This window comes from Rivularia sp. PCC 7116 (assembly GCF_000316665.1).
In the GTDB taxonomy this organism is placed as follows: domain Bacteria; phylum Cyanobacteriota; class Cyanobacteriia; order Cyanobacteriales; family Nostocaceae; genus Rivularia.
On sequence record NC_019678.1, the window covers coordinates 5,239,729 to 5,264,643 of the forward strand.

Sequence of the window (24,915 nt, forward strand, 5' to 3'; positions counted from 1 at the left end):
GAACTTAATTGTGAAGATAATTATAATACTAGTTATGCAAAGTATTAAAAAGTACTTAAGTATAGTATTATTTCGTTTACTTAGTTAATACAATGTTTAAATAAGATGTAACAGGGAGCGGTATTTTCTGCTTACTACCTCTCAAAAATCTCTAGTAATATGTTGCGACATATATTATTTGAAAACTCACTAACTCGGCAATATCCTCAACATATCTCGCTTAATCGCAAATGGACTCTAATTAATAAAAACTTTACCAAAATAAAACTTGCCGATGAAGATTAAGTGAAATATTCGCGAGTTCTTGTCACGAAAAGAGTGAAAACACGCATAATTATTTAAATAATATATTCAGTAAATAAAAAATGTTATAGATGTACTAAACCTTAAAGTCTTTACTCAATCTGAGCTTTAAGAGTTCTACATATCAATATGTATGCTTCAGATGAAGTATTTAAATAAAATAATTATGCCTGTGTCAAGCAAAATTGCTCTATTGACAAAAGCTAATACTTGGTTCATTAATTGAAAAACTTCATCAGTTATTTCGCTTAAATGAAATTATGAAGTTTAACGATACCTTTAAAATTACGGTATTTCATTTCATAAATAATTAATATATTTAGGAAATATATTCGGTATGCCAAAATTGCCAAAGCTAGCCGAACAGATATTTGTTGTATTTACTCTTTTTCTTTCTACAAGTGCTTTAATACCCGTACTTATAGAAGGAGGTAGTGGGAGTATAGGTAACGATTCCTACAGCCCTAAATTTTTTATGTTAGTTTACACTATTACTTTCTTGTTAATAGTGAAGCATCAGAAAAATTTTGTACGTGCTGCACAGAAAGATATCTGGATATGGGTATTCTTAGGAATTGTCTTAGCCTCAACATTATGGACTGTTGCACCTGACATTACTCCGCGACGTAGCATACTGCTTTTAGGAACAAGCGTATTTGCTGTCTATATGGCAATGCGATTCACTTTGAGAGAGCAGTTGCAGTTATTAGCTTGCGCGCTTGGCATTGTAATAATACTGAGCTTTATGTTTGCAATCGGACTGCCTAAGTATGGGTTAATGACAGTTCAAGAAGGAGGGATTCATGCCGGTTCTTGGCGTGGAATAATGACCCATAAAAATATCTTAGGTCGATTGATGAATCTAAGCAGCATAGTATTTTTATTTGTTGCTATGAGTAATCCGATCCAAAATCCTAGATACCGATGGGTTCCTTGGGCTGGCTTTATTCTCTCTATTGCTTTAATCGTACTTTCAACTTCCACGACTTCTTTAGTCGTTTGTCTATCTTTAATGGCTATTTTGCCTCTTTACAGAAGTTGGCGACGTAATTACAACCAGTTAATCCCTTTAAGTATTGCATTGATACTTACCGTTGGAAGTATATTGACTCTGTTATTAGATAACTTACCCATTGTTGCCGACGCATTTGGAAAAGACTTGACTCTAACCGGACGTACCGATATATGGAGTGCAATGTTCGATTTAATCTGGGAGCGTCCCTGGCTGGGGTACGGATTTAATGCTGTTTGGAGAGATTGGGGCAGTGAAATAACTGCTTATCTTTGGCGTACTTTGGCATGGGAATGTCCTTACGGACACAATGGCTTTATGGATTTATTCATAGAGCTCGGAATTGCAGGCTTAGTGGTATTTATATTGAGTTTTATTACTACTTTTTTTAAAGGAGTAATGTGGTTGCGAATTACTCAATGCATAGAAGGTGCTTGGCCTTTAATGTATTTAACTTTTTTAGTTATGTACAACATTAGCGAAAGCACTTTGGTGGAAACAAACAGTATTTTTTGGATAGTATACGTTTCTACTGTTTTTTCTTTAGCTATAGAGTATCGAGAAGCTAAAAATTATCAATACCATCCTTCTTTTATAAAGCAAGACTGGATGAATGTAAGAGCTTTTACTAAGCATAAATAATCGTATTAATCGAGACAAGATAGATAATGAAAATTACGTTAGTATGTCATGATATACCCTACCCCGCGATTCACGGAGGGCGGGTAGATATGTGGCGAAGAATAAAAGCTTTTTCTCAGGTTGGCGTAGATTTACAGCTTATATGCTGGTTTGATAAAATTCCGCAACCTGAAGAAGTTGCTGAAATTAAAAAGTATGTTAGCTCTACGTATTTTATTCCCTTCAAATATGACTTATGTACTAAAGCTTCGAGAATCTTAAATTTACTCCGTTACCCTCTAGAAGTAACTTCTAGACTTATAGAAGCAGAAAAATTAAATCACTTAGTTTCTAAAGTTCGTACTTTTAAACCTCATGTAATTTGGTTAGATGGTATTCACGGAGGAGATATAGCATCAAAGCTCAGCCATCATTTTGATATACCAATAGTGACTCGTACTCATAATATTGAGCATTTGTATTACCAACGATTATTTGCTTCAGCTATAGGTACAAGTAAAATCAAAAGATATTTATCCCTGGCTCATTTAGAAACATATGAAAAATCTTTACTAAAAAATAGTCTTCTATTTTATGATATTTCGGCAGAAGATTTAAAATTTTGGAAATCTCATGGATTTAGCAATGGACGCTATTTACCTCCTTTAATGGAAGTTTATCAATCTCATGCTCAAAATAAACTTCATCATAAGATTAACCCATATGCTCGTTATGATGTTGTTTTTCTAGGCAACCTATATTCTAATAATAATGTAGCGGGTATTATTTGGTTTTTGACTCAGGTTCTACCTGAAATTCGCAGGCATTTCTCTGACATTAAAGTTTTAATTGCCGGAGCGAAACCGATAAATAAAATTAGACAGCTATGTGAAGAAACTGATGGCGTAGATATAAGTATCAATCCGCCATCTTCTACAGACATTTACAATTCCGGGCGGGTTTTAATTAATCCAGTTTTAACTGGTAGTGGAGTTAGTATCAAGTCCTTAGAAATGTTGATGGCTGGTAAACCAATTGTCTCCACACCTCAAGGAATAGCGGGTTTACCCCTGTGCGTCAGACAGTATTTCAGAATAGCTTCAGATACGCAATCTTTTGCCAATTCTATTATCAATTTACTTTCTAACTCAGAAGAAATTCGCATTGAGCCGAAACTACTTGAATCGCTATTTGGAACTCAAGTCATAAAGGAAGTTGTTTCGGACATTAGGTCATTAATTTAAATTAATCGTAAATTTATTTCGATGAAAATTCTATATTTAACAACCGTTCTTCCAAGTGGAAGAAGAACAGGTGGGGAAATTGCATCTCAATGCTTTATTAATGCTTTAAAGCAATGCGGACATGACGTATTAGTTGTTGGATATCAACGTCCTAATGACACCAAGCCTAAAAATGAGAATGAAATTGTAGTAGAACAAAGATATATCGAAACAGAAAAATCGAAATATTATTCATTTTTATGGATGGCTTTAAGTTTATTAAAACATCTTCCTTACTCAGCAGCTAAATACTACTCGAAAAAATACTTAACAAAAATAAAAAGTATTTTACATAGAGATAACTACGAAACTGTCATAATTGACCATGCACAACTAGGTTGGTTATTGCCTTTGTTTCCTAAAGAGTCTAAAGTAATTTTTATTGCTCATAACTTGGAGCATCAATTGTATGAAGCACAATTAGAAAATGCCCAGAGACCTCTATCAAAATACATATATAAAAGAGAAGCTCGTCTGATCAAAAAGATGGAAGACAAATTAGCTGTTTCATCAAAACAGGTATGGACGCTAACACCCTATGACTCTAATTACTTTTATAGTCAAAATCCAATTAGTAAAGTGTTTCATCTGCCTTCCATCCGCGCAAGACCACCTAAGAATTCTGCAATTAAACACTGTGATATTGGCATCATTGGTAGCTGGACTTGGAAAGCTAATAAGTACGGTTTGGAGTGGTTTTTCCAAGCAGTTTATCCCCACTTACCTACAAACATATCGATTCATATCGCTGGTTCTGGTGCCCAATGGTTAATGGATAAATATCCAAATGTTAAGTATTGCGGCTTTGTCAATGATGCACAAGTGTTTATGGCACAAGCTAAAGTAGTTGCGATTCCTTCAATCAGTGGCGGTGGAATTCAGATCAAGACTTTAGATGCTATTACTTCGGGAAGTCCAATAGTTGCTACAACTGTTGCAATGCGAGGGATATTAGATTACCCCTGTGCTATTAAGATAGCCGACGAACCAGAATGTTTTGCTCTGTGTTTGATGCAGTTATTAGCGTTAAATAAAGAGCCAAATTTGCACGAAGTTGAACGTGCAAAACTGATTGATAACAGACTTACATGGTCTGTGCTTAGAAGAGAAAATTTCTATAGCAGCGTCAAAAGTGCAATTAATTATATTTAATTCTATTCCATTTATTAAGAATAGATACAAAATTTGTTTACCTGTATACAAAAGCAGACCTCGATAAAGTAGTTATGCTGCTTCGACCTCACACTATGCGAATTCTATATAAATTAAAACGTAGTATATTCAAGCCTTTAGCACGAGTTGTATGGAAGCTATTTTGCAATATATTTAAAATCGATATTAATTCCAGAAAGTCGAAAAAACTTATTCTCCAAGGCTTATTGTTTAGTTTGCTTTGCATAAGCTTAAGTCTGTTTTTTATCCAATTTATCAATATTTTTCAAGTTAATACTTCTATCGCAGCTACTACCATCGTGCCTCCCTTATCAGCAAAAAAATCTCAGATTGTTGATAATACGGGTAAAGTAGTCGTACTGCGTGGTATCAACTGGTTTGGCATGGAAGTTGATACCCATGCACCTCATGGTTTATGGGTTAGAGACTATAAGCAAATGCTCGCTCATATAAAAAGCTTGGGCTATAACATAATTCGCTTGCCTTATTCTGTGGAAGCGATGAAATCTTCACACATTAGTGGTGTTGATTTTTCTATTGGTGCAAATTCAGAACTTCATGGAAAAACTCCTTTAGAAGTTATGGATTTAGTTATCCAGGAAGCGCACAGACAGGGATTATTAATCTTATTAGATAGTCATTGTCTCAAGGATGGACATATTTCAGAAGTTTGGTATGGAGATGGTTTTACAGAAGAGGATTGGATAAATACCTGGATTCTTTTGGCTAAACGCTATAAAAATCAACCTAATGTTATCGGTGCAGATTTGAAAAACGAACCCCACGGGCGGGCAAGTTGGGGAACCGATGATACTTCAACTGATTGGCGTTTAGCTGTTCAAAAGGCTGGAGACAAGATTCTTGATATTAATCCTGACTGGTTGATTGTAGTAGAGGGTATAGAAAAAAACGTACCCAATCAAATACAGCATGGTTACTTTTGGGGTGCAAATTTAGAAGGTGTTCGGGAATATCCCGTGCATCTAAAAAAACCTAGTAAACTGGTGTACTCTCCTCACGAATACGGTGGTTCAAAAGTTTCCTGGTTTCAAGAACCAGATTTTCCCAAAAATCTTTACCAGCGTTGGGAAATAGGATTTAACTACATTCATAGAAAAAATATTGCTCCCATTCTCGTTGGTGAATTTGGAGGGTATCACGTCGATCGCAAATCTAAAGAAGGCATTTGGCAGCGAAAGTTTGTAGATTATATTGCCCAAAACAAACTGAGCTTTGCTTATTGGTGTTGGAATCCCAACAGTAAAGGTACCGGAGGTGTATTGCAAGATGATTGGCGAACAGTAAATGATTCAAAACAAGCGCTATTGAACAAAATATTACCTTAATATGACATTTTCAAAGAATTTTAGATAAAAATTGATTGCAATTATGTTAAAAACTACGGCTCGTAAATTAAATTTTCCAGCAAAAGCTATTTCAAGCTTTCAAAAGCCCTATATTAATCATCATAAGAAACCCCGTATTTTAATAGTGTCAATGCGAGGTTATCAATCCGAAGCTTTTCGTTCGGCAGAATATGAATTTGAAGATGTAATTAATACTTTTGACAGTGCTGATTTACTGTCACAGGCATATGTATCTAGCTTTAAATCCGAAGCTAGAAAGAAAATAGCCAACTATACTGGTTTAGCTTTAAATCAAAGCAAACTATTACGTTCTGGCTGCGAAGAATTAGTAATAGATCGAGAATATGATTTATTATTCTTTATTTGTCAGCATTTTTGGGATTTAACTTGTATTAACGATATCAAAGGATGGCGTGACAAATGCAAAAAAGCCGTTTTATGGATCGATGAACTTTGGGCAAAAGAAATTGAAAATCACAAAACTGCACTTTGTTTAAAACTTGCCAAAGACTTTGACTATATATTTACGACTCAAAGTCAAAGTGTGAATGCTATCAGCCAATTAGTTAAACGTCCTTGTTACAGTTTGCCTTATGCCGTTGATGCAGTAAAGTTTTGTCCTTATCCCCAAGATCCTCAAAGACATATTGATGTTTACAGCATAGGTCGTCGCTCGTCAATTGTACATCAGTCTTTGCTTAAATTAACTGAACGCGACAACTTCCTCTATTTATACGATACTCTAAGGGGTCTAGAAATGAGGAATTATAAAGAACATCGAACTTTGTATAGTAATTTAATTAAAAGAAGCCGCTATTTTATTGCTAACAAAGCAAAATTTGATAGTGGGAGTCAAACAGGTACTCAAGAAGAATTAGGTTCCCGCTTTTTTGAAGGTGCAGCAGGGGGAGCAGTTATGCTGGGAATTCCACCAGTTTGCGAAGCTTATAGTAAATATTTTGACTGGCCTGATGCTGTAATTGAAGTACCGGATAATACTACTGAGATAGCGGATATCATCGCTGAACTAGATGCACAACCAGAAAAGCTGCGGAAAATACGTAAAGACAATATAATTAATTCATTACTGAGACATGATTGGGTATATCGTTGGGAAGAAATTTTAAATAAAGTTGGACTGGAGAATACTTCAGAAATGTTAGTCAGAAAAACCTATTTGAATAATCTAGCAAAGGTGGTTTCGATTGTATAAAGCTAATCGTAAATAAAACATAGGTTATTGAGTTTTTTACGCATCAGTTTGGACATCTTATTTATGAACCCTTCTATTAAAAAAACCATAGAGGGGTTTATTGCTATATACAGATTTTTTTGAATAGCGTTTACTTCCATCACAATCATCTGCAAATTAAAAGTACATATTATGTTGTTAGTTGCAAAATTATCCTATTGCATGAAGACACTCTAAGAATACCTAAACTCAATCAACAATTAAATCGGATTACTGTAGTGGCTTTCGATTGAATAAGCTGTTGCGTGTTTAATTTATAAAAATCAGCGCCCAAGATACTTGCATTACAATAATTTTAATTCGTCTATTTATACAATTAGTCGCACATCAGCTTAGTATCAAGTTCGGATAAATACTTGTAGTTAGAACTTATACGACGGCACATATTTTTCTTGTACACCGGGCAAAATGCAGTTTAGGTTTTCTAGCCGCTTTATATACTTAGGATTTACGCAACCGAAACATTTGAACGTAGGGTGCCGTGACACTTTTAGCTATGTAGAAACGTAGTAATAATGTTTTTAGTGTCACGCACCAACCAGATGTTATGACAATTGCGTAAGTCCTGATACCTTCACGATGCTATGAGAACATTTGAAACCACCACGAGGATTTCTAACAATTTTTAATTGCTGCCCCTTGTATCGCAGTTTTCAGTTTTTAGAATATACACCTCTCCTTAATAAGGGGAAAAGCATGAGGTTGATCGGAGTGTATTGCACCCAAATGAAAAGCGCTATATTCTGTTAACCTCAGCCCTGTTATAATTTCCCAAACATCCTTTCATAAGTGAAATAAATTTAATTAGCTATGAATAAACAGCGGTCAGAATATTCTGCCGCTTCGCATAAAATTTTACATATATGTATGAGTGTGAATGATATTTTGGCTCGCTAATTGCCTATTTATCTAATTAATATTTGTCAGCTAATAAAGCTTGCTGAGTATCTTTGGAGTTTTTATTCATATACATACTTAGCCTTTGTTTTAAAATCAAGAAGATAAAAGGAACATCGTCTAGTAAATATCTCTTCCATAATCTTTTCGGCTCGCATAATAATCTAAACAACCATTCTAATCCGATTTCACTCATCCATTTCGGTGCTCTTTTGACATTTCCCGCTTCAAAATCAATGGTTGCTCCTAATGCCATAAATATCTTGATAAATTTTAAATCACCTTTGTATTTATACAACCACTTTTCTTGCTTTGGCGCACCTAAACCTATAACTAAAACTGTCGCATCCGAATTATTAATTAATCTGATTATTTTCATACATTCTACTTCATCTTTTTCAAAGCCAAAAGGTGGAGAATAACTATTAACAACAATCTTTCTTCCTGTTTTATTATTAATTTGCCTTTGGGCTTTTTTAGCTACTCCTTGGGCTGCGCCTAATAGAAAAATTTTAATATCCTCGTTGTTTTTATGGTAATTGCAAAATGCAGGCAGTAAGTCAGAACCAGATATTTTTTCTTGAATTGGCGTTCCTAAAAATTTAGATGCATACATCACTATTTGACTATCGCAAATTTTATAATCACCGATGCTATAAGATTTGACAAATTCTGAGTCTTTTTGAAGTTTAATAATATGGTCTACGTTTGGCGTAAATACTACTCCTGACTTTAAATTATCAAGCAATTCTTGTTTAGAACAATTATCAATTTCTAAGTTTAAAATTCTAATTTTCTTCATGATAGCTTTTAGTAACGCTGATAACTAAATGTATCTTCTTGAAACGAAAAATAGTGTTGAAATATCATTTTTTTCAACCCCATATTTATTAATTCCAAAGTAAGTATCATCTTTATTAATCTAATTTAAAATCATAAACAAGATAGTACGCCTGTAACATAAAATAACTTTTTACTATTGCTATAAAGTCAGGAAAGTTGATTATTTTTAACAAAGTTATATATCTGAAAGTATTTACGTAAAATAAATATTCATTTTCTTTGTATTAACTATTACACCTGCTTTACAAATTGATGATAAACAATTGAAGCGAATATTTTGATGATTTTTTTGACTATTAAGAATGAGCAGAGTCAATTATGATTAGCCTCTAAGTTCATCATTTTTATTTATTATCATAATAAAAAAGATATCATATAAATTTAAATGATAAATAGCACTTCACCTATTTTTCATTAAAAAAAAATATAAATCAGAAGTAATACGGTTGCTGAAAATAACTATATAGAGAATAGAGATTATACCTTTTACTTGATATAAAAATATATAAATAATATTATTTTTCTGTAAAGAATTAATCAATATTATCTTAATGATAAATCTTTACTTATTTCAAATAAGGGTTATTACTTATGAGTATAAAATACAATCACCTTTCATCTAAAAAATTGTCGATTAAAATTTCATCTATGTATTAATCCGCACAAGACAAATTAAAATAGACCGTAAGTCTTTTAGAGCATTTGAATATAGAGATAATAGCAGTAGTCTGCTTTATTATCGGTAAGCTTAAATTAAAGCCTGAAAATTTTGGGCGTTGCTGTTAGCGAAGCGTGACGTTAGCCATATAAAAATATGAATAGCCCCCCAACCCCCAATCTTGGTGGAGAAATGTATTTTAAAGTCCCCCAATTTTGGGGGATTTAGGGGGCTAGTAAATGTGAGAAAGATAAATTCATACTTCAATTCAGCAATGCCAAATTTTGAGTCTTAATAATATTTAGTGCCGCGAGATAAATCATAGTTCATACTTGTAGCCATAATTGCATTGCAAACAATCTAATTCCAATGATTTAGCAAATCATGATTGGGCAAGCTAGTTACATTGATAGACAAGAAAATTAGCTAAATTTCCCCGATGCCTCCTCTGCGTAGATATGAAGTATCAATTTAGATATTAAGAGCCAACTATAGTTACTATATTTTTTATTTAGTATATATTGCTCATAATGTGTATATTTTTTTGTCAACCGTTAAATCACTACATTATTAATTATATATATGTAGCTATTTATCATAATTTCTGCCTAATTAAGGATGTAGCTATAATTTTTTTGGTGTTAAATATTAAATACTGCCGTCATATAGACTAAAAATAAGCTAGTCGATATTTAAGTGGCTATATCTATTAGGAGTGAGCGTGAATAAAATTTTTCTTCGCAAAAGCGTTTTTTCGCTGAGTTTGGCAGCTATTTCATTATTAAGTAGTAGCTTATCTGCTTCTGCTCAAACAGTTGAGAAAACAATCGAGCAACAATTCGTACAATCAGATCGAGTTACTTCAAAACAGGAAAATACACCTGTTGAGCATTTTAGCTCGAGTTTTGCTAACCAAGATTCCGAAAAGTCACATCTATTAGTAAATCCAGAGCTAGTAACACCTAAGAGATATACTCAAAAGTCTCAAAATACAGCACCAGTTCCTGGAACAACAGTAACTTCATCTGCTGCACTCGCAAGTCAGAGTCAGCAAGCATCTTCTCTTCGTGAGCATCCACAAGCTAATCAAAAAATATCTGATTCGTCGCAATTAGCCCAAGCGGATATAGATTTTGGTGGCTCAACTCGCGGCGGTTCTAGCTATATCGGGGTTGCCGGAAATATCGGTTTAGGTGGCGATTCTGCTTTAGGCGATGGTAACTTTATGGTTATCAGTAAAGTTGGGCTAACAGACATTTTGTCAGTACGTCCATCAGTCGTGCTTGGTGACGATACTGTAATTTTAGTTCCCCTTACCTATGACTTTTCTTTCAAGCAAGTAGCAGATCCCTTTCGCGAACCATTACCTTTTTCTCCTTATGCTGGCGCTGGTTTAGCTTATGCGACTGGAGATGATTCAGAATTAACCTTTTTGCTTACTGGCGGTGTAGATGTACCAATAACCGATAAGTTAACAGCGACAGCAGCTGTTAATGCAGCATTCTTCGACGAAACTGACCTCGGTCTTTCTGTAGGAGTTGGTTATAACTTCGGCGGCTTCTAAGCTCATATGGTTTAATTAACAGTGCGGCAAGTAGGGGAAAACTAAAAATTTTTCCTTGCTTCCGCGTTTAGATATATGAGGCAAGCTAATTTTTTGTTTATCTAAGATGGAACAAAAACTATTCTCAATAGCCCCTCAATTTATTGATGGGTATTTTGTAAATAGAAATAAATATGAGTAATTATAAGTAACTATAAAAAATCATAAATATCGGTACATCTAAAATATTTTGAATGCACTCTTAATTCTATTTATATTAATTAGTAAAATATCTTTTGGCGAAAAGTATAATACTTCTAATAATTGAAACGGAGAGGGAGGGATTCGAACCCTCGATGGGGTTAAAACCCCATAACTCCTTAGCAGGGAGCCGCTTTCAACCACTCAGCCACCTCTCCAAGGTCGTAACAAATATAGATGTTAGCAGAAAATTTATAAAGAGTCAATACTCAAATTATTTAAATTGCGTACACACTAGGATACAGCTTGATATATCCCAGTGCGACTATGTTTTTCACCTTAAGAAATTTGCGATCGCAACCAAGCAAAAGGTAAAGTCCCGATTTTTTTCCACTGTGGTACGTAGGCACGTTGATTGAACACGTCATAGCCATTGCGTTCAATAACGCTCAAAATGCGGCTGTAGTGCATTAGAGCGGCCCATACTGGCAAGCGAGCATCTGGATGTAGATAACTAATTCCTTTCTCTGCTTGGGCGTAAAATTGCCGCGCTCTTTGAATTTGACATTTCATTAAAGAACGCCATCGCTCATCAACTACTCCTTTGAGTAAATCTTTCTCGGTGTAGTTGAATTGTGCTAAATCTTCAGTGGGAATATAAATTCGACCTCGTTGGGCATCTTCACCGACATCGCGAAGAATGTTAGTAAGTTGACAGGCTATTCCTAAAGTTACTGCTTCATTTATTGGAATATACGGCTGTTTACAACGGTTCCAAGGAGCGGTATTAGCTTGGGAATCTATGCCCATCACCATCGTTGACATTAAACCTACAGTACCGGCTACCCGATAACAGTAAAGATATAAATCATCAAAAGTGGAGTAGCGGTTGCGGTACAAATCCATGCGCTGACCGGAAATCATATCCCGAAAGGGTTGAATATCCATTGAATAGCGCTTTAATGTATCCGCAAGAGCCACATCAACATTTTCCTGAGGATGTTGAGCAAAAATTAATTCGAGCTGCTTTTCCCATAAATCTAGAGTTTCGGGAGTAGTCATAGCAGCAGCAGGACCGTCCACTAATTCATCAGTACGACGACACCAGGCATAAATTGCCCAAATTGCACGTCGCTTTTCTGGACTCATCAACAAAGTACCCAAATAAAAAGTTTTGGAATGCTTTGCGGTGATTTGCTGACAAATTTTGTAGGACTCATCCACGGAGACCGTCGTCGTTTTCATGCATGGGGGGGAATCAGGCAGTTGCAGCATTCGTTGCAGGCTGGATGGAAGGCATTTGCACGCTGGAAGAAATATGAACTGAGAATGATTTATTCACACCGAGCGCTGTTAGTTTACCAGAAAGTACTGCTCCTTCCATACTTCCTAAAAATGGTTGCATGGTGTAGCTTCCACTCAAGAAAAAGTTTGAGATGGGAGTTACTTGTGAAGGGCGATACTCCTGACAACCAGGAATAGCTCTGTAAACGGAACGCGGTGTTTTCACCACATGATGTTTCAGTAACTTAGCTGGGTTTTCCGAGCCGAAGTGTTGAGGAAATAGTTTAGACAATTCGGCAAGGGTTACTTGCAATATTTGAGCATCTGATTTGTTAATCCAATCTTCTGCTGGTGCAAGAACTAATTCCAGCATAGAACGGTTTGGGTCACTATATTCGCGACATGTATTACTCATGTCCGCGTAAACGTTCAAAATCGGCGATCGCGAAAATAATAATTGGTCAATATCTGTAAGTTTACGGTCAAACCATAATTGGATGTTAATTACGGGCACGCCTTCTAATCCATCAAGTTTTTGGAAGCATTCTATATCCTTCCAAGCTTCTGGCAGCATGACTTTCATTACGTCAACCGGCATTGCCGAAACATAAGCGTCTGCGGTTTCTATATAATCATCTGCTCCATTCAAACCGCGCATCAAAAATCCTTTGACGCTACCGTCTGGGTTGAGCAAAATTTCTTTCAAAGGCGCGTTTAATTTAACTTCTCCACCACCGGCTTCGATGTAATCTACCAGTGGTTGACAAAGACGCTCGGTAGGAGAACCATCCAAGAAAGCCATCTTAGAACCGTCTTTCTGTTGAAGAAACTTGTTGAGAGCTGTCAATAACACCACAGCCGAAATTTCGTCGGGATTAATAAAATTTAACGATTTAGAAGCAGCAATAAAAATATCTTGCTGCACCTCATCTCCTACCCCTTGAAGCTTTAACCATTCGGAAAAGGTATATTTATCAGTGGAGTCAACATATTTCTGACCCCGTAGCATAGCCGGGACTAATCCTTTTGCTAATTCAATTTTTTCACCCCAGGTCAACATATCGTTATTTCTCAAAATTGCCACGATACCATTCAAAGGCGCTGGCAAATCTGGGAAATCAAAGCGACTATAAGTACCTGGTTTTTCCGGTTGATTGAAGATCATCGTGTGTTTTTTCCACTGCAAACGGTCTTCAATACCGAGTTCTTTTAGTAACTGCAACATATTGGGATAAGCCCCAAAGAATACGTGCAGCCCAGTTTCATACCAGTCGCCATCGGAATCTTTCCATGCTGCGACTAAACCACCCAGTACGTCTCGGCTTTCCAAAAGTATGGGAGTATGACCCTCATCAATAAGATATTTCGCACAGGAAAGTCCTGCCAAGCCTGCTCCGGCGATAGCTACTCGCATTTACCGTATTGTTATTTAATATTTTCTGCGTTTTGTAGTTTTCATTATACTTTGCATTCCGTTACATTTTGCATTTGTCATAGCATCGTTTTTCCAATTTTTGCCGTTCAATGGGGTTGATAGCTTGTTTACGCCTCAAGTTTTGCTAAATAATTTGCTCGATAAGTAGAAAGTAGTAACTTATGCTGAGATTAAGCGCGATGAGAATTCACTATTCATCAGTTGTCCTTACAATCGGCTCTGTTGTTAGTTCTGACACCGATCGAAAAACTTACAGATTTATATGAAAGGTATTTTAATCATTTTGCAGTCTTGAACAATAATCCTATATGCGAGAGAAAACTATTAATTTTTCTGGCTATTGTTTTTTGCTGATAGTATAAATTTTAACTTCTTAATCTTCTGTTTATGCTATGAGCATCTTTATATGTAATAGCCAATATCTATGCAATGTATATCAATTTCATAGTTTCTAATCATATATAGTTAATTCATCTGTAGATCGTCGCAAAGCATTATTTCTCGACAAATGCGTAAATCATATTGCTCTCAAACTATATATTTTTAATATATATTTATCAAAAACTTAAGCGAAGTGCGTTTTCTCTTAATTTAAAACTTGAAGATTGGAAGTATCCCTATTATCATTTTGCATTCCATAATCGGTTGTAGCAAATTCGATTTGTAATAAAAGACGGTCTTTATGAGTTGGAGTGAGTCCTTTATGAAAGCATAGCGGATTTTCTATAAATCCAAAACCAGCTTTACCGCAAATAGTTACAAAAGAATCTTCACCATAATAATCAATAATATCTGTGTCTTTTTCTCTTTTACGCAGCAATACATGAGAAAACTTTTTATGTTTATGACTACCTCGCACGCAAATGTGAGGACCACTTGTATCATCTACATCGGTTAGATAGAAAAAGAACTTTAAGAATTTATAATCATCTAAATCATAGTGAAACATTTGCGCGTTTTGTCTGCGCTCCCAATCTGAAGATTCTCCAGCAAAACTCCACCAAAGCTGATTTCCTTGATGTATAGGTTCTTTCTCTAAATATTTTGCTGCTATTGCCAATAGCTGAGAATCATTCTGCAATTTAGAAATAGCAGGACACAGTTCTGCTGTATTGAAGTAGCAACCTACTTTAATACCTTTTCTTAGTTGAGCCTCTGCTTCCGCTTTTTGGTGATAATAAAATCCAAGATGTGATTTACGATTACCATAGCAAGCAGTGTTTTTGGCAAACTCTACAATTTCTCTGACTATTTTTTTTGGAAGCTGTAAATTTAAATAAAAACCTTCTTTTTTAAGCTGTGTTACGGCTTCATCTATATCAATTTTATGAAAAATCGAATCTTTTGTTGTTAAAGGTAATTGATATGACTTTTCCGAACTATAAGATAAATATTTCATCATAGTTCTTCCAACCTGAAATCGGCTCATCTTACGCATAAAAAGCCATTTAGGATTTTTTGTTAAGCCTTTATAGTTCTCATAACAATGGTCGTACATTTGCGACCATATTGTCGGAGAGTTTACAAATTTATTAATCATCATATTCTATGTTAAATATTTTAAGTGTTATCAGTATTTTTTCGTATTTTATAACAATATACTAGATAACTATGTATAGAAATCGTAAACTTTAAGAGTTGACAAAGCCATGAAAGTAGCATGTATTTATTGTTTCTTTGTATACAGAGCTACTTATTTAAAAATATAATGAAGAGTTATTGAAGAAGCTCGTAAAGTCCTTATATTTAATAAGGATTCGGAATAACAATTTAATACTAAAACTTACGCAACCGGCATATTTTTCTCGTAGGGGAGGCAAAAGGGGGTGTAGATTTTCTTCCCCCCTTATTGCCGTTGCTAGTACACTGATTGATTTCTAACGCAATAATAAGGTTTTCCTGTCACGCACCAACCAGACATTGTGACAATTTAAACTATATGCGTATAAATATTGATTTGGCTGCTAAGCAAAGGGTTTTCGCAGGACATAAGCTATAGTCCTTATTTATACTTTTTACCTTCTGCCCTCTGCATTTTGTGTAAAGTTAGGAGAATAATTACTGCGAAGGAAGTTAATTTGATTGCAGATAAATTTTTTCTTTCCTTCGCTCCGGTTATTGTTACCTTACTCTTCTCCAAGCACGCCAAGAAGTATAGCTCAGTAGAGAAGTACTACCACAAGCATAGACAGTACCGCTAGGTATGCCAGCAATCGCTAATGCCAGACTGCCAACCCATAATGTTAAAGAATAGATAAATAAAACTGTCAATCTATGAGATAAACCAGCTTCTAGCAACCTGTGATGTAAGTGAGTTTTATCTGCGAGAAAGGGTGATTTACCTTGTGAGATTCGCCCTAGAATGACTGTTGACATATCGACAATTGGCACTGCCAAGATTAGATATGGTAGTAATACCGCAGTTACGGCGGGGATTTTTACCAAACCAATTACTCCAACGGATGCTAAAGTAAATCCGATGAAATAAGAACCTCCGTCTCCCATAAAAATTTGCGCGGGGTTGAAATTATAACGGAGAAATCCAAATGTAGCTCCTGAAAGAGCCGCAGCTATTAAAGCTGCACCGGGCTGCTGCATAAACAAAGCGACAATCAACATTACCATCGCCGCAATTCCAGATACACCAGCAGCCAAACCGTCTAAACCATCAATCCAATTAATTGCATTCACCATACCAACCAACCAAATAATAGTGATTGGTAAACTTAGCCAACCGAGATGAATTAACCCCCCTGTAGGAATACTTAGAAAATCAATACTTACCCCCGCTTTCCACGCGCAAGCTGCTACCAAAGTTTGTATTAGCAAGCGTACTGAAGGTGACAAATTGAATAAATCATCAGCCAAACCAATTAAGAAAAAAGCTAATCCACCAAGAGTAACACCCCAGATTTGCCATTCTTTATCGGCTGGTAAAAATCCAAATCCACCCAACCACCAAACGACTAACAAAGAAATTATGGTACCTGCGAAAATAGACACTCCTCCGAGACGCACCATTGGACGTTGATGAACTTTGCGATCGTCAGGTTTATCTAAACGTCCACTTTTTATACCAATATTTTTCACGTCGGGAGTAGTCCAGAGGACGACTACCGCAGCTAATAAGAAGGCTATCAGATGATAAATCTGAGCAGGCAGCATCTGCATAAATAAATCGCTTGTTTACTATACGAGACAAATAGAGAAATTGTATGGAATTGAAAATAGATTGTGTTGTTCTATTACTACTAAGATTCAGATACTTGTCAGCATAAGAATGATACATTTTTAGACACATATAGGATTTTAAAAAATAATCATGAAATGAGTACAGAGTATTTTCCACATTTAGAAGTAAGTGATTATGCTGAATCTCAACAATGTGGAATGGAAAATAAAAAAACCCCCTTAATAAAGGAGGAATTAGTTGAATATTTAAAAAATAGCCGCTTTGAGTTGTGTAAATACTGCTTTGAGCTTTCTATTACTCCACTCTATAAGTTATGAGGGGTAATTGATTTATGACTTTTACGCCAAAGCTGGAACGGGAACCCCAATATGTTCGTACAAGGGGAAACTCTTACATAGAGCCGCTACACGTCGGCGACAATCTTCGGCAACACTATCCGAATCTGGGTTTAACAAACGGTCGGCAATTATATTACCAATTTCCGTAAATTCTGCTACACCCATACCCCGCGTTGTCATTGCTGGAGAACCTAATCTCAAACCGCTGGTCACAAAAGGTGATTCTGGGTCAAAAGGTACTGTATTTTTGTTAGCAGTAATGTTTACACCGCTGACTAATTTGTCTGCTTGCTTACCTGTCATGCCGATACACCGTAAATCTACGAGCATCAAATGGTTCTCTGTGCCGTTAGAGACAATTTTCAAATCTCTACTTTGCAGTTGATTGGCCAAAGTACGAGCATTTTCAATCACAGCAGCAGAATAATCTTTGAATTCTGGCTTTAAAGCTTCCCCAAACGCTACTGCTTTACCAGCAATAACATGCTCTAATGGTCCGCCTTGGGTACCGGGGAAGACTGACTTATCAAACTTTTTACCCATGTCAGCATCGCGAGTCAAGATTAAGCCACCTCTAGGACCGCGTAAAGTTTTATGGGTCGTTGTGGTCACGACATCGCAATAAGGTACTGGATTTGGATGAAGTCCAGCAGCAACCAAACCTGCTATATGAGCTATATCCGCTAATAAATAAGCACCCACTTCATCAGCGATACTACGGAACTTTTCAAAATCAATTACGCGAGGATAAGCTGAATATCCACAAATCAAGAGCTTTGGACGCTCCCTTAGCGCCAGCTCGCGGATTTGTTCGTAGTCCAACTGTTCTGTTTCCGGATTAACGCCGTAATGACAAACTTCAAACCACTTACCCGAAACATTTACCGGCGAACCGTGGGTAAGGTGTCCCCCGTGAGACAAATCCATTCCCATAATTTTGTCACCGGGTTCTAACAAGGTTAGGAATACCGCAAAATTTGCTTGCGCTCCGGAATGAGGCTGAACGTTAGCACTAGCGGCACCAAATAGCTGCTTAGCACGATCGATAGCTATTTGCTCAATTTTGTCGATTACTTCACAACCGCCATAATAACGCTTGCCTGGTAATCCCTCAGCGTATTTATTCGTCAGCACCGAACCCTGAGCAGCCAGTACGGCAGCAGAAGTAAAGTTTTCTGAAGCAATCAACTCTAAATGGTCTTGTTGACGCTTTAGTTCGTCATTGATTAACTCCGCCACTGTAGGGTCAGTATTTGCAAGAAAATCTGAATTAGTTTTAGTCACTGTAAATAATCTATCCCGTGAAAACTTGTGCTATCGCACAGAAGAAAATTTTATCTCTTTTCCAGTTAATAGTTTAAAGGGAGATCCAAAAAATAAAATATTCAGCTTTATCAAATACATTTCACACAAACAAACCAGTGATAGGTGTTTTTTCTGGAAGGCGAAACCCGAAGCTGGATCTTTTAGTACTTCTAAGTGCCGTACTCTGCGAACAGTTTATTAGTTATTGACCAGTTCTGAAGTAAAAATTGTAAAATATATGCCAATCCCTAGTTAACTCCAAGCTATTCAAGAAGTCTGTATCAGAACTGGAGCGATACATTTAGCAGGGAAACAAATTTCGCGTATTACTTTTTACTAAAAATCTGCAATAATTTTATCCTTAACCGATAAAATTAAATTAAAATTTTAATCTAAAAAATGTATTGATTGACATCAATCTTCCAGCGCTCGCCGGAGATGGGAAAAAATCGGAACAGCTAGGTATTCTTTATACCAGTTTAAAAATTAAACCTTTATGAAATTTTTGTTCTCAATCAAAATTAGGTAAAAATTCAAACAATATTAAGTGGAGTCGTAATGTTAGTAATTTTAATAAAAGAACAGTTAATAGCTCCTCAAAACGTTTGCCAATCTTGTGTTCTTGCCGATAAAAGCGGGCAACCCCGCTGGTACGACGGTAAATTAGGTTGCGGACAAGCAATTAACAATATTGGTGAAAAAGAACCGAATTGGCATGAGTGTATCATGGGCTTTCGTATTGCCAATATAGAGTAACGCAGTTGAGACGACAACTAGGTAACTGCGTTATTCTAGGTTCATACGGTCAGTAAAATAAGACATAGGAGAACGCAGAATGACTTGGCGCGGAACTACAACTGTTAAAGATAGAATTTTCGCGAGCCTACCTTATTTGCTTCCCTTGGTTGAAGGGTTAGCTTTTGGTAGCTTCTTGCTAAACCAGTTTCCAGCCTTAAGAGTAATTTTCATTCCAATTTTGCCTGTCATCGCAATTTATAATGGTATTCCTTTTGCTGGATTGATCGTTTTCTTTGCTTTGTTTATGTTGGTAGTGCGAAATGAGAAAATTGCTCATTTTATTCGCTTCAATACAATGCAGGCTATACTTTTGGATATTGTTTTAGTTTTATCCGGTCTTGTAGTACGTGCTTTAAGTCCAGTTCCAGGCGCTAACTTTGCCATCGAAACTTTAGCTAATACTATTTTTATTGGTTTGATAGTAGCTGTTGTATATTCTGTAGCTCAAACTATCATGGGTCGTTATGCAGAAATTCCCGCAATTTCTGATGCGGTTTACATGCAGGTACGTTAAGGCAGTAAGTACATAAATTCAATGTGCGCTCTTGGTATCCCGTTTGCTGTATATTTTTATTTACTTGCCGCGACAGTATTTTCTAAACGACCGATACCTTCTATCTCAACCCTGATGCGATCGCCACAATTCAAGGGGCCGACTCCTAATGGGGTACCTGTTAATATTACGTCTCCCGGCAGTAGCGTCATTACCTGACTTATGTAAGACACTACAGTTTCGGGAGAAAAAACCATTTGGTCGATACAAGCAGATTGAACGGGAGTCGCATCATCATTCAAAAAAGTTTGCAGTCTAGCACCTGGGCTTATTTCCCTAACAATCCACGGACCTAAAGGACAAAAAGTATCAAAACCTTTAGCACGAGTCCATTGCCTATCACGTTTTTGTAAATCTCTTGCTGTCACATCATTGGCAATGGTATAGCCCCAAATTTTGTTTTGAGCCGAAACGGGTGTACATTTAGTTGCTGATTCGCCAATAATTAAAGCTAATTCTCCTTCATAATCTACATGCTGTGTAACTTGCGGGTACTGAATTTCGGTCTCGCAAGGAATAACACAAGTAGGTGGTTTGAGAAAAATTAGAGGTTCTTCTGGAACTTTACTACCCATTTCGGCGGCATGTTCCGCATAATTTTTTCCCACCGCAATAATTTTGGAAGGAGAACAAGGAGCTAAAATTTGGTAACTGTCTGGTTGCAGTATTAAATCCGTGGGTTGCCCTTGCAGCCAAGGAGGAGCATCAAGTACTTGCACGTTCAGATCGAGATGTAGCAAACCATAGTAGATAACCCCTTCAGTATTTTGAACTCGCACGTAGCGCTGAGCCATAAGCTTGATTTCTTCCTCTTGAATATTTTTTAAGTAAGTAAGATTGATTGTTTACACAAAAAGAATTGGTGTCTATGCCTATTTCAGTTGAAATAGTTCAACTAATTATCTGGCATATGTGTGTAATCTTTAACCCGTAGAACAATAGCATAAGCTAGCTTGCTTTTTCATTACTGATTTTTCGGAATAAATCGTTTGATAAGTATTGAGAAGTTAAATATTTGAACTACACCCGAAAACCTCTTTGGTAGATTTATCAAGGGCTTGACGTTTTTGGTGGCTGCATCATGAAATTCGATGTTATGGATCGAATAGAGCTTTCCTGTTAACGACTGCGGACATAGGGAGAACCAAGAAATAAAATGTCCCACCGTTTAATAAATATTGCGGACAAAACCTTATATACGGGGGTATCGCCCTATCAGAAGACACCGGTAGTGGGATATTTTACGATCTGTAAGTGTCATAAAGCAGATTTTCAAAGTTTCGTCAATTAAAATCAAAAACTGGTAAGATTATAATTCCTTGCTGCTAGAAATGTTCGCTTGCTTGAGTATTGCATTTTGAAGTTTACTCAATAGGTTTCTTGACACTAGCAGCCAAATGTCCAAAAGGAGATTAATACTAATGGCTACAAATTATGAAACAATGTATATTTTGCGCCCAGACTTAATAGATGAGCAAGTGGAGCAAAATATTTCTAAGTATGAAAACTTAATTAAAGAAAATGGCGCTGAAAATATCCAAATTCAAAATCGTGGCAAGCGTCGTCTAGCTTATGAGATTAATAGACATCGGGATGGTGTCTACGTCCAAATGAACTACACCGCTCCTGGTAGCACTATTGCTCTAATGGAACGTGCTATGCGTTTGAGTGAAGAAGTAATTCGTTATCTAACCATCAAGCAAGATTTAGAAGAACAACAAACACCAACCGAAGAAGTATCTGCTACGGCAATGGCTCAAGAAAGATAATGTTCTTTACATAAGAGCTTTGCTACGAGATTAGACCATGGGTAAGTTATCTCTTACACTGTTATAAGAAACCGGGAGTATGTGGTTTTCAAGTAAAAACGGAAAATCAATTCTATATTTACTTGCCACAGCCCCGGTTTTTTGAATTTGTTAAGAAATTAGCGTGAATCAAAATTTAATCTTTAAGAAAGTAAAATAAATATACCTCTTTCCCCTTGCCATCACCGCTAGGAATGTTACATTAACAAATACTTACCCTAACGTGGAAAAGATTTATTAAGTAAACTGTAAGACACTGTGAGCCAAACAGATAACTCCACCATACAAGCTCTTTCTACTGAAGTATCGAAGTTGCGTCAAGAATTGCAGCTTCGAGATCAATTAGTCCAGCAGCTGTCCCAAGAACTGTTCCGACTGGTAAAGGGTAATAACAATTTTATGCCCCAGCCGGAAGTTTCCGAAAGGCATCAGAATGAGTTAAATACTTTGCGAGAACAATTGCAGGCAGTAGAAGAACAGGTAAGTTTTTACCAAGAGCAAATCAGCACTCGCGATGGCGAAATTTATCAGTTGCGTCAGTCCGTTCAGGAATTAACTGACCGTTCTAGAATGTTAGAACAAGTAGTACAAGAATTACCTCAAATTTACCGTCATAAGTTCGAGGAACGAATGACTCCGGTAAGAGAAAAGGTAGCACTATTACAACAGGAGAACCGTCAATTACAAGCGGAATTGCAAAGTGTTAGTTACCGTTTAGCCTTAAAGTCTCGCACGGCTTCTCATAGCGGTATTGACTTACCTTCATTTCCTCCTTCTAACCCACCTGGCAATATTTCTCCTGTGCCCAATACTTAAAGGCACCTAATTTATTACATTACGCTGTCTATATGGGTTAGATTTGGGTTTATCTTAAAAAACTACTTCGCTCAATTAACCTTTAAGACCTTGTTTCTTAAATAGTTTAAGCATAATTATTGATTGATAAGCAATATTAGCAAAAAAAAAGGGTCATATAGAAAACCCCTTTAGCAATAAATAATAGGAATATAAAAGCAAGAAAAAAGCAAAAGAGTAAAGAATTGTTTTGGGTAAATGATAGGAAGTTAGAAATTACCATTTTTACCTATAAAATTAATTCTTCCATTGCTTGTTTCATTTCAAGCTAGCTTAAGTAACTCAGCACTCCTCACGAGCTAATCGATGAGTACATCAGGTTGAGAGTTGATAGTGAATTTGCATGGCGGTTGATAGAGGTAACGTAAAACTCAAAGCTTTGTCTTCTAACTGAAACCTTGATGTTGCTTTAGTGTTTGATTACTTACTGCAATTAACGTGCTTGCTTAATACTTACCTTAATTAAACGGATGAAAACTAATTTAGCTTGCTACAACTAAACTTTTGTCTTCTATGATGTTAAGAACATCTTCGTAAGTATTGAAAATATCAAAAACAGAGTCTAAATGAGTCAGTTCTAAAACTAAGCGAACTGCTGCAGTCACGTTGCAAATAACTAAATGGCAATTGTGCTGACGCGCTGTTTTTAGTCCCTTAACTAAACTAACTAAACCAGAACTGTCCATAAAATCAACTTTAACCAAATCTATAACCCAGATTTGCCCAGGAGCAGGTACAACCGCAGCAATCTTTTGGCTCAAAGCATTTCCACCCTGTAAGTCCATGCGTCCTTCGGGCTTGAACAAAGTAACTTGACGTTCTAATGTGAAAGTCATAAATTTAATTGGATAGTTGAAATACTCAAGAAAAACAAAAAACAGACACAAATACCACTACCTTCTCAACTGAAAAACCACCATTTTTACCTGTTTTTTTAATCAAGTATTAAAGCAGTACAATTGAGACAAATTCAGTCAGTATTTATGCCGTATAATTTGTCTAAACAATTTTCAGTATAGGCATAAGCGATTTGGTTTTTCCGTAGCAACCGATTCTTTTACTGAATTTTTATAATTCTCTGAGAGTTTTATGAATTTTTCATAAAATTACTATTATAGATGCTAGTAATTGTAAGGCTGTGGTAAATATGTGTATCTTCAAAAAGTGATGTTTAATACAATTATATTAAAAGTACAAAACTCTTATTTATTAAAACCATTATAATTAATATACTACAGGGTAAGCTAACTAAATAACCGAATGTAATTTTACTAATACGAGTAGTATGTTTATTTACTATCTGCTACGAGTTTAAATTTTTCAAAAAATATTCTGATTTAAATAGATATTTGTGAAAGTAAATAACCGCCAACTTCATTGACACCTTGTGTCCACAAGAGTCAATATGTAGAAATGTAAAATTATATAAATAGGTTGGGGCTGGATGTCTCTCGATTTCATATCACTAGAGAATATTCAGGAAATTGCTCATCAATACGGCTACTGGGCGATTTTTGTAGGGATTTTATTGGAAAACTTAGGCATCCCGCTTCCAGGGGAAACTGTAACTTTGGTAGGTGGCTTTTTAGCTGGTAATGATGAACTCAACTACTGGTTGGTTGTAGGAGACGCAGCAACGGGTGCAGCGATTGGCGGAACTTGCGGCTATTGGATTGGTAGAATTGGGGGTTGGTCATTATTAATGCGTTTGGCAAGCCTATTAAGGATTTCCGAAGTCAAAGTTTTAGATATAAAAGAAAAATTTAGTGATAACGCTGCCAAAGCCGTATTCTTTGGTAGATTTTTTGCTTTATTAAGAATTTTTGCTGCACCGTTAGCTGGTATAGCGGGAATGCCTTTTGCTAAATTCTTGTTATATAACCTTTTAGGTGCTGGCGCTTGGGCTAGCGCGATGGTTTCTTTAGCTTTCTTTGCTGGTAAGGTGGTTTCTTTAGAACAGTTGGTGCAGTGGGTAGGTCAATTTGCTATTTTGGCATTATTGATTTTGGTTGCATTAATCGCCGTACCTTTATGGTTGGAATCTCGTCAGGTTGAGGAGATAACGACTGAGGAATAGGGAATAGGGCTTAGGGCATTGGGCATTGGAAGCGGATAATAAAAATGTAAAACCTCTCCTATGAAAAAGAGAGGTTTTATTTTTCGTAGTTGGGAGTTTTTTAACTAAGAAGCAGC

At 36.2% G+C, this 24,915-nt stretch carries 19 protein-coding genes and 1 tRNA gene; 11 read left to right on the plus strand and 9 right to left on the minus strand.

Features of this window, described 5'->3' with window-relative positions:
* The first annotated feature begins 640 nt into the window (after positions 1-640).
* From RIV7116_RS20250 to RIV7116_RS20270, 5 genes are all read left to right on the plus strand, one after another.
* Positions 641-1,957 (plus strand): O-antigen ligase, encoded by a 1,317-nt coding sequence (locus tag RIV7116_RS20250; RefSeq protein WP_015120176.1) that lies wholly within the window; start codon positions 641-643, stop codon positions 1,955-1,957.
* A 26-nt stretch (positions 1,958-1,983) separates the two neighbouring features.
* On the plus strand, positions 1,984-3,180 hold the full coding sequence (locus RIV7116_RS20255; RefSeq protein WP_015120177.1) for a glycosyltransferase: 1,197 nt from the start codon (positions 1,984-1,986) through the stop codon (positions 3,178-3,180).
* A gap of 21 nt (positions 3,181-3,201) precedes the next feature.
* Positions 3,202-4,371 carry a glycosyltransferase family 4 protein gene (locus RIV7116_RS20260; protein WP_015120178.1) on the plus strand — a complete coding sequence of 390 codons (1,170 nt, stop codon included), beginning with the start codon at positions 3,202-3,204 and terminating at the stop codon, positions 4,369-4,371.
* Between the two features lie 320 nt (positions 4,372-4,691).
* Positions 4,692-5,738, plus strand: a complete 1,047-nt coding sequence (locus RIV7116_RS20265) for a glycoside hydrolase family 5 protein (protein ID WP_371261555.1) — start codon at positions 4,692-4,694, stop codon at positions 5,736-5,738.
* A gap of 43 nt (positions 5,739-5,781) precedes the next feature.
* Complete coding sequence (locus RIV7116_RS20270) at positions 5,782-6,972, plus strand: glycosyltransferase (protein WP_015120180.1); 1,191 nt, start codon at positions 5,782-5,784, stop codon at positions 6,970-6,972.
* A 952-nt stretch (positions 6,973-7,924) separates the two neighbouring features.
* Here RIV7116_RS20270 and RIV7116_RS20275 read toward each other — a convergent pair.
* Positions 7,925-8,710: a WecB/TagA/CpsF family glycosyltransferase gene (locus RIV7116_RS20275; RefSeq protein ID WP_015120181.1), complete on the minus strand. Its 786-nt coding sequence runs from the start codon at positions 8,708-8,710 to the stop codon at positions 7,925-7,927.
* 1,420 nt (positions 8,711-10,130) lie between these two features.
* Here RIV7116_RS20275 and RIV7116_RS20280 point away from each other — a divergent pair.
* Positions 10,131-10,973, plus strand: coding sequence for an outer membrane protein (locus RIV7116_RS20280; protein WP_015120182.1), 843 nt, complete (start codon positions 10,131-10,133; stop codon positions 10,971-10,973).
* A 309-nt stretch (positions 10,974-11,282) separates the two neighbouring features.
* Here the strand turns inward: RIV7116_RS20280 and RIV7116_RS20285 are convergent.
* The 6 genes from RIV7116_RS20285 to glyA all read right to left on the minus strand — a co-directional run bounded on the left by RIV7116_RS20285 (position 11,283) and on the right by glyA (position 18,687).
* Positions 11,283-11,371: transfer RNA gene (locus tag RIV7116_RS20285), tRNA-Ser, on the minus strand.
* 121 nt (positions 11,372-11,492) lie between these two features.
* Positions 11,493-12,428 carry a 15-cis-phytoene synthase CrtB gene (gene crtB, locus RIV7116_RS20290; protein ID WP_015120183.1) on the minus strand — a complete coding sequence of 312 codons (936 nt, stop codon included), beginning with the start codon at positions 12,426-12,428 and terminating at the stop codon, positions 11,493-11,495.
* On the minus strand, positions 12,412-13,851 hold the full coding sequence (gene pds / locus RIV7116_RS20295) for a 15-cis-phytoene desaturase (RefSeq protein ID WP_015120184.1): 1,440 nt from the start codon (positions 13,849-13,851) through the stop codon (positions 12,412-12,414). The genes crtB and pds overlap by 17 nt, the downstream gene beginning before the upstream one ends.
* A gap of 607 nt (positions 13,852-14,458) precedes the next feature.
* Positions 14,459-15,415, minus strand: coding sequence for a phytanoyl-CoA dioxygenase family protein (locus tag RIV7116_RS20300; protein WP_015120185.1), 957 nt, complete (start codon positions 15,413-15,415; stop codon positions 14,459-14,461).
* A 578-nt stretch (positions 15,416-15,993) separates the two neighbouring features.
* Positions 15,994-17,034: a glycosyltransferase family 4 protein gene (locus RIV7116_RS20305; protein WP_044292110.1), complete on the minus strand. Its 1,041-nt coding sequence runs from the start codon at positions 17,032-17,034 to the stop codon at positions 15,994-15,996.
* Between the two features lie 369 nt (positions 17,035-17,403).
* Entirely contained in the window at positions 17,404-18,687 is a 1,284-nt protein-coding gene (glyA, locus tag RIV7116_RS20310) for a serine hydroxymethyltransferase (protein ID WP_015120188.1), read from the minus strand.
* A gap of 579 nt (positions 18,688-19,266) precedes the next feature.
* Here glyA and RIV7116_RS20315 point away from each other — a divergent pair.
* Positions 19,267-19,464 (plus strand): hypothetical protein, encoded by a 198-nt coding sequence (locus RIV7116_RS20315; protein WP_015120189.1) that lies wholly within the window; start codon positions 19,267-19,269, stop codon positions 19,462-19,464.
* A 79-nt stretch (positions 19,465-19,543) separates the two neighbouring features.
* Positions 19,544-20,020, plus strand: coding sequence for a Tic20 family protein (locus RIV7116_RS20320; protein ID WP_015120190.1), 477 nt, complete (start codon positions 19,544-19,546; stop codon positions 20,018-20,020).
* Positions 20,021-20,076: 56 nt separating this feature from the next.
* Here the strand turns inward: RIV7116_RS20320 and RIV7116_RS20325 are convergent, their stop codons facing one another.
* Complete coding sequence (locus tag RIV7116_RS20325; protein WP_015120191.1) at positions 20,077-20,853, minus strand: fumarylacetoacetate hydrolase family protein; 777 nt, start codon at positions 20,851-20,853, stop codon at positions 20,077-20,079.
* A 627-nt stretch (positions 20,854-21,480) separates the two neighbouring features.
* Here RIV7116_RS20325 and rpsF point away from each other — a divergent pair.
* Together rpsF and RIV7116_RS20335 are read left to right on the plus strand one after the other, a co-directional pair.
* Complete coding sequence (gene rpsF / locus RIV7116_RS20330; RefSeq protein WP_015120192.1) at positions 21,481-21,828, plus strand: 30S ribosomal protein S6; 348 nt, start codon at positions 21,481-21,483, stop codon at positions 21,826-21,828.
* Positions 21,829-22,125: 297 nt separating this feature from the next.
* Positions 22,126-22,683 (plus strand): Npun_F5560 family protein, encoded by a 558-nt coding sequence (locus tag RIV7116_RS20335; RefSeq protein ID WP_015120193.1) that lies wholly within the window; start codon positions 22,126-22,128, stop codon positions 22,681-22,683.
* A 521-nt stretch (positions 22,684-23,204) separates the two neighbouring features.
* Here the strand turns inward: RIV7116_RS20335 and RIV7116_RS20340 are convergent.
* On the minus strand, positions 23,205-23,558 hold the full coding sequence (locus RIV7116_RS20340; protein WP_015120194.1) for an STAS domain-containing protein: 354 nt from the start codon (positions 23,556-23,558) through the stop codon (positions 23,205-23,207).
* Positions 23,559-24,166: 608 nt separating this feature from the next.
* On the opposite strand from RIV7116_RS20340, the gene RIV7116_RS20345 reads away from it, so the two are divergent.
* Positions 24,167-24,799 (plus strand): DedA family protein, encoded by a 633-nt coding sequence (locus RIV7116_RS20345; protein ID WP_015120195.1) that lies wholly within the window; start codon positions 24,167-24,169, stop codon positions 24,797-24,799.
* Positions 24,800-24,915: the final 116 nt, after the last annotated feature.

What these genes read in the sequence shown, in the direction of transcription:
- RIV7116_RS20315 (WP_015120189.1), top strand. Translation starts at nt 19,267, where the DNA reads ATGTTAGTAATTTTAATAAAAGAACAGTTAATAGCTCCTCAAAACGTT.
- RIV7116_RS20320 (WP_015120190.1), top strand. Translation starts at nt 19,544, where the DNA reads ATGACTTGGCGCGGAACTACAACTGTTAAAGATAGAATTTTCGCGAGC.
- RIV7116_RS20275 (WP_015120181.1), bottom strand. Translation starts at nt 8,710, where the DNA reads ATGAAGAAAATTAGAATTTTAAACTTAGAAATTGATAATTGTTCTAAA.
- RIV7116_RS20260 (WP_015120178.1), top strand. Translation starts at nt 3,202, where the DNA reads ATGAAAATTCTATATTTAACAACCGTTCTTCCAAGTGGAAGAAGAACA.
- RIV7116_RS20325 (WP_015120191.1), bottom strand. Translation starts at nt 20,853, where the DNA reads ATGGCTCAGCGCTACGTGCGAGTTCAAAATACTGAAGGGGTTATCTAC.
- rpsF (WP_015120192.1), top strand. Translation starts at nt 21,481, where the DNA reads ATGGCTACAAATTATGAAACAATGTATATTTTGCGCCCAGACTTAATA.
- RIV7116_RS20255 (WP_015120177.1), top strand. Translation starts at nt 1,984, where the DNA reads ATGAAAATTACGTTAGTATGTCATGATATACCCTACCCCGCGATTCAC.
- crtB (WP_015120183.1), bottom strand. Translation starts at nt 12,428, where the DNA reads ATGCTGCAACTGCCTGATTCCCCCCCATGCATGAAAACGACGACGGTC.
- pds (WP_015120184.1), bottom strand. Translation starts at nt 13,851, where the DNA reads ATGCGAGTAGCTATCGCCGGAGCAGGCTTGGCAGGACTTTCCTGTGCG.
- RIV7116_RS20250 (WP_015120176.1), top strand. Translation starts at nt 641, where the DNA reads ATGCCAAAATTGCCAAAGCTAGCCGAACAGATATTTGTTGTATTTACT.
- RIV7116_RS20300 (WP_015120185.1), bottom strand. Translation starts at nt 15,415, where the DNA reads ATGATGATTAATAAATTTGTAAACTCTCCGACAATATGGTCGCAAATG.
- RIV7116_RS20345 (WP_015120195.1), top strand. Translation starts at nt 24,167, where the DNA reads ATGTCTCTCGATTTCATATCACTAGAGAATATTCAGGAAATTGCTCAT.
- RIV7116_RS20340 (WP_015120194.1), bottom strand. Translation starts at nt 23,558, where the DNA reads ATGACTTTCACATTAGAACGTCAAGTTACTTTGTTCAAGCCCGAAGGA.
- RIV7116_RS20270 (WP_015120180.1), top strand. Translation starts at nt 5,782, where the DNA reads ATGTTAAAAACTACGGCTCGTAAATTAAATTTTCCAGCAAAAGCTATT.